Source organism: Streptomyces otsuchiensis (assembly GCF_004305975.1).
Classification (GTDB): Bacteria; Actinomycetota; Actinomycetes; order Streptomycetales; family Streptomycetaceae; genus Streptomyces; species Streptomyces otsuchiensis.
In genome coordinates, this window is record NZ_BHZI01000351.1 from 1 (window position 1) to 5132 (window position 5132).

The following is a 5132-nucleotide window of genomic DNA, read 5'->3' on the forward strand; positions in this document are numbered from 1 at the left end:
TCGTGGGGCCGGTCGCGGGGCGGCCGGTTGCGCGCCCCGGTGCCGGGACGAGCCGCCAGCCCGTGCGCTCGCGGCCCGTGCGCTCTCGGTCCGTGCCGAGCACCCGGCGCCCGCGGCGAAGCGCGGACCGACCCCTTGCCGGTGACAGCGGCGTGGAGCGCGGCACTGTCACCGGGCGTCCCCCGGACGGGGCCCGCACGTGGGTCGCGACAACGCGTGGCAGTGCGCGACGACGCGCGAGGCCGGCCCTCAGAGCCGCCGTCCGGCCTCCACGACGAGGTCGAGCGTCTCGTCCACGTCGGCACGCGTGGACGCCGGGTTGATGGTGCACAGCCGGAGCGCTCTGGCACCGCGCACCTCGGTGGTGAGCACCATCGCCCGGCCGGTCGCGCACACGGCGGCGCTGATGTCGTCCTGGACGGCGTCCGCCTCCGCCCGGAGGTCGGCGTCGTACCGGGCGCCGCTGGCCCCGAACCGCGTCGCGGTGGCGCGCCCCGGGGCGGGGCCGGCCGGTCGCGGTATCGGGACGCGGCCGGACTCCGCCTGGTACCGCAGGGTGAGGATGCCCAGGCTGGCCGGGGTCACCAGCCTCAACTCGGGGTGTGCGGTGACCTGTCGGGCGGCGTACTCGGCGAGGTCGATCCCGCCGTCCACGGCGCGCCGGAAGGCGCCCGCGCCGAAGGTCTTCAGCGACAGCCACAGCTTGAGCGCGCGCAGGCCGCGCGACTGCTGGGGGCCGTAGTCGTCGAGGTTGGTCTCCAGGCCCCGGGCCCGGGCGGGCAGCAGGTAGCCGTTGTCGAGCCGGTGGCGGTCCATCCGGTAGGTGGCCCGCAGCAGTTCGGGCCTGCGGAACAGCACGCAGCCCGCCTCGTACGGCTGGAACAGCCACTTGTGCGGGTCGACGGTGAGGGAGTCCGCCCGGTCCAGCCCCGCACACAGGTCGCGGCCGCGCGCGGTGATGGCGGCGGCGGCGCCGTGGGCGCCGTCGGCGTGCAGCCACATGCCGTACTTCTGGCACAGCGCGCCGAGTTCGGGCAGGGGGTCGATGGCACCGGTGCCGGTGGTGCCGACCGTCGCGACCACGGCGAACGGCAGCAGCCCGGAGGCGCGGTCCGCGCACACCCGCCGGCGCACGTCGTCGGGTGCCAGCCGCAGCCCGGGGCCGGGCGGCAAGGCGATGAGCTGCTCACGCCGCAGGCCGATCAGATGGGCCGCGCGCGCCACCGAGGGGTGGGCCTGCGTCGAGCAGTAGAGCCGCGCCCGCGCCAGTTCGCCCTCGCCACCGGCCCGGTGGTCGCGCGCGGCGGCCAGCGCGGTGAGGTTGGCGACCGAGCCGCCGCTGACGAACAGCCCGCCGTGGGTGCGGGGGAGTCCCAGCAGTTCGCAGAGCCAGCCCAGGGTGGTGAGTTCGAGCTGGGTGGGCCCGGCCCCGACGAACCAGGCGCCCGGCACGCTGAGGAACGCGGCGGCCAGGGCGTCGGCCAGGACGGCCGGATAGTTGCCGGTGGTGGGCACGAAGGCGAAGCACCTCGGGTGGTCGAACCGGACGCCTACCGGCAGCACATGGTCCGCCGCCCACTCCAGCGCGTCGGTGAGGTCGCCGCCGTCCTCCGGTACCGGTTCGCCGATGAGCGCCCGGAGTTCGGCGGGCGCGGCCAGCGCGTGCGGCCGGTCGGCGGCGACATGCCGCAGCCGTGCCACCACCGTCTCCACCGCCCGGTACCCGGCCTGCAGCATCTCCGCCTCGGACAGTGCCAGTTCGCCAGGGCGGTACGGCTCGCGGCCGCGCTCGGCGTCGCCGTCGGCGGCCTTCGCCGGGGCGGTCACTCCGGGCCGCCGAGGGAGCGGGTGGCGGCGGCGACCCAGTGACGTGCCAACGGGCCCAGCGCCGGGCGTGGTTCGAGCGGGCAGGTCCGGCCGCTGAACTGCATCAACAGCAGTTCGTCGCCGGGGGAGACCCGGCCGTCAGCCGCGTGCGGCCAGCACAGCGCCTCGTCGGGGCCGAGTGCGGTGAGCGGGCCGTGCGCGGCGGCGTCCCCGGACTCCGACAGCAGGGAGCCGTCGGGGGCGATGCGGCAACGCCCGCGTAGCGGCGCCGACTTCAGGAACCGGGGCCGGTCGGCGTGCACCACCAGCTGGCTCAGCCGGGGCACCGGCCCCATCGTCGTCCGGCCTGCCGGGAGCCGGGGCAGCAGGCAGGCGAGGATGTGCAGCCCCAGCGACGGCAGCAGCCCGGCGGCGCGCTCCGCGCCCTGCACGAGTGAGACCACCGTCTGGAAGCGGGGGTTGATCTCCACCGCGAGCACGTCGTCACCGTCGTCGCCGGCCAGCAGGTCCAGTCCGAACACGCCTCGGTAGCCGAGACCGCGGAGCGTCTCCCCGACCCTGCGTCCGGCGTCGCGCGCCGCCGCGTACAGCCCCGGCGCCACGTCCTCCGGCGCGAGCAACTGGTTGCCGCAGTGCGTCCCCCAGGCGGCGCCCAGTTGAGGCAGTCCCACCAGCTGGTGGGAGACGGCGGATACCACGGTACGGTCGCCGCCCACGCAGCCGCTCACCGTCAGTGGCAGGCCGGGACACATCCGGCTCAGCCGCAGCGCCCGTCCCGGCTGCCGCCGCAGCGCCACCTCCAGTTCGGTCGCGTCGCCGACCGGCCAGGTGCCGCGTCCCAGCAGGTTGTTCTCCCGCCGCTGGAGCACCGCTCGTTCCCAGTGGGAGGGCCAGTACGACGCGGCGGGGCGCCGTGCTTCGGCCGGGATCACCACGTGCTCGGGGACGTCGACGCCGGAGGCGCGGAAGACCGTGAGCGCGTCGATCTTGTCGGCGGCCAGCGCCGTCACGCCGCCGGGCGGTGCCAGCAGCCGGTGGCCGTGGGCCGCCGCCCAGGCCGTGGCGTGGTCGCCGTGCTCGGGGGCGAAGGCGACCGCCAGCCGACGGCCGGACGGCCCGGCGGCGGCACCGTCACCCGCCCGCGCGTCCGGCCCGGCGGTGGCCGCCCCGCGCGGGAGCATCGGCGAGACCGCCGCGTGGCTCAGCCAGGACGGGCGGGGGCCGAACGCCGACAACAGGAACGCGGAACGGTCGAGCCAGGTGACCCGGTCCACCAGCGAAGCCAGCAGCGCGAGCCCCTCCGCGGCGTCCACGCCCTCCAGCACGGGCGCACCGCCCTCCGGTACGCGCGAGCCCTCCGCCGCCCGGGGCGGGCCGGACACCTCGACCTCTGTCACGCGCGCTCCCGTCACCTGCGTTCCCTCGGCGCGGGACCGATCCGGTCCGCGCTCCAGCAGGAGCGAAGCAGCAGGAGAGGGCGTCCAGCCAGACGGCGCCGGAAACCCGCCCGGTAAACAGCCGGATCGGGTGGCGGTGGCCGCACGGCCGGGCGGGGCCCGGTCGCGCGTTCGGCCGTCACCGGCGCCCGGTCGACGCCGCGCGCCGGCCGAAGCGCCGGCCGACGCCGGTCAACGCGCCAGCCAACGCGCGGCCCAACGCGCAGGTCAGCCGATGCTGAACAGCGGCCCGGTCATCGTCAGGCCGAGGTCGCTTCCGGCGTAGGCGAAGAAGACGAACAGCATCAGCGCGGCACCGGCCAGGGCCAGATCCTTGTTGAACTGGATCATCTCCTGTTGGCGGGCGCCGCCGTCCTTCTGGCTCCAGAAGCCGTGCATCAGCACCGCGGTCGGCAGCAGGAAGACCAGGAGCAGCAGTGCCCCCAGGTCGGCCCAGATGCCCAGCAGCACCATCAGTCCGCCGACCAGCAGCAGCACTCCGCTGCCGAAGGTCGCCCAGTAGGGCGACGGCACGCCCTTGGAGGCGGCGTACTGCGACATGCCCTTGGTCTGGGTGAGGTGGCCGACGGCCGAGGAGAGGAAGAGGACGACGAAGAGGATGCGTCCGATCAGGATCAGGACGTCCATGCGGAACTCCTGTCGCGTGGCGTGGTGGATACGGACCAGCCCGATCTCAGGCTAACCGCGGGCCGCGAACCCCGCAGTGCGAGCGCGGCCCCACGGTCCCCGCAACGGCCCGTCCGCCCTGCCGCACCGGCCCGTGTGCCCACCGGGCGAATTCCCGGGCCGACGGGTCCCTGACAGCCGTGAAGGGTTACCCTGGCCTGGCCTGACAGACGGCGGGGCGAGATCGGCAAGTCTCAGCGAGTGGCGTGAGCGGCAGGGGAAACGATGGACGCGCTGGTGCTGGATGGCCGGTACCGGATCGGGGAGCGACTGGGCGAGGGCGGCATGGGGGCCGTCTGGGAAGCCGTTGACCTGCGTCTGGAGCGGCAGGTCGCGATCAAGGTGATGAGCGGCGTCTCCGTGCGCCGCGACCCCCGGGCCAAGGACCGGTTCGACCGCGAGGCCAAGCTGCTGGCCGGACTCGCGAGCCCCTACGTCGTCACCGTGCACGACGCGGGCGAGGCCCTGGTCGAGGGCAACAAGCTGCTCTACCTGGTGATGGAGCGCCTCCACGGCCGCTCCCTCGGGGAGGTCGTCGAGCAGGAGCTGCCGAAGCTGGACGAGATCGCGCGCTGGGCGGAGCAGATCTGCCGCGCGCTGGCTGTCGCCCACGACTCCGACGTGGTCCACCGGGACCTCAAGCCCGCCAACGTGATGGTCTGCGCCGACGGCCTGGTGCGGGTCCTGGACTTCGGGATCGCCGCCGTGCTCAGCGAGAGCGCCGACCAGGCGCGGCTGACCAGCACCGGACTGGTGGTCGGCACCCCCGCCTACATGGCGCCCGAGCAGATCGAGTCCGGCTCCTACGACGCCCGCAGCGACCTCTACGCGCTGGGCTGCATGCTCTACGAACTGGTCGTCGGACGGCCCCCGTTCCAGGGCGGCGCCCTGTACGCGCTGATGCGCGCGCACATGATGACGGTGCCGGAGCTGCCCAGCACGCTGCGGCCCGGCGTTCCCGCCGAGTGGGACGCGCTGATCATGCACCTGCTGGCCAAGACCCCCGACGAGCGGCCCTCGCACGCCTCGGATGTCGCGCTCGCGCTGCGCCAGCTTCCCCGGCCCGACGTCGAGGACACTCCGGGCTTCGTGCCGGCGGCGCTCGACGACGCGCCGCCGCCCGGCTATGTGCCGACGCGGGTCGATCCGCGGATGGCGATGGTGACCCCCGCCGCCGTGCCG

General features: G+C 75.0%; 4 protein-coding genes. 1 reads left to right on the forward strand and 3 read right to left on the reverse strand.

Annotation, left to right across the window (positions count from 1 at the left end; genetic code table 11):
• Window positions 1–249: 249 nt before the first annotated feature.
• From E0D90_RS23340 to E0D90_RS23350, 3 genes are all read right to left on the reverse strand, one after another.
• Window positions 250–1827, reverse strand: coding sequence for a pyridoxal phosphate-dependent decarboxylase family protein (locus E0D90_RS23340; RefSeq protein WP_227870434.1), 1578 nt, complete (start codon window positions 1825–1827; stop codon window positions 250–252).
• Window positions 1824–3224, reverse strand: coding sequence for an ATP-grasp domain-containing protein (locus tag E0D90_RS23345; RefSeq protein WP_130799971.1), 1401 nt, complete (start codon window positions 3222–3224; stop codon window positions 1824–1826). Before E0D90_RS23345 ends, E0D90_RS23340 begins: the two co-directional genes overlap by 4 nt.
• Window positions 3225–3491: 267 nt before the next feature.
• Window positions 3492–3911, reverse strand: coding sequence for a DoxX family membrane protein (locus E0D90_RS23350; RefSeq protein ID WP_130799972.1), 420 nt, complete (start codon window positions 3909–3911; stop codon window positions 3492–3494).
• 264 nt (window positions 3912–4175) lie between these two features.
• Here E0D90_RS23350 and E0D90_RS23355 point away from each other — a divergent pair.
• Window positions 4176–5132: serine/threonine-protein kinase (locus E0D90_RS23355; RefSeq protein WP_130799973.1), on the forward strand; the 957-nt coding region annotated here is incomplete at its 3' end.

What these genes read in the sequence shown, in the direction of transcription:
- E0D90_RS23350 (WP_130799972.1), bottom strand. Translation starts at nt 3,911, where the DNA reads ATGGACGTCCTGATCCTGATCGGACGCATCCTCTTCGTCGTCCTCTTC.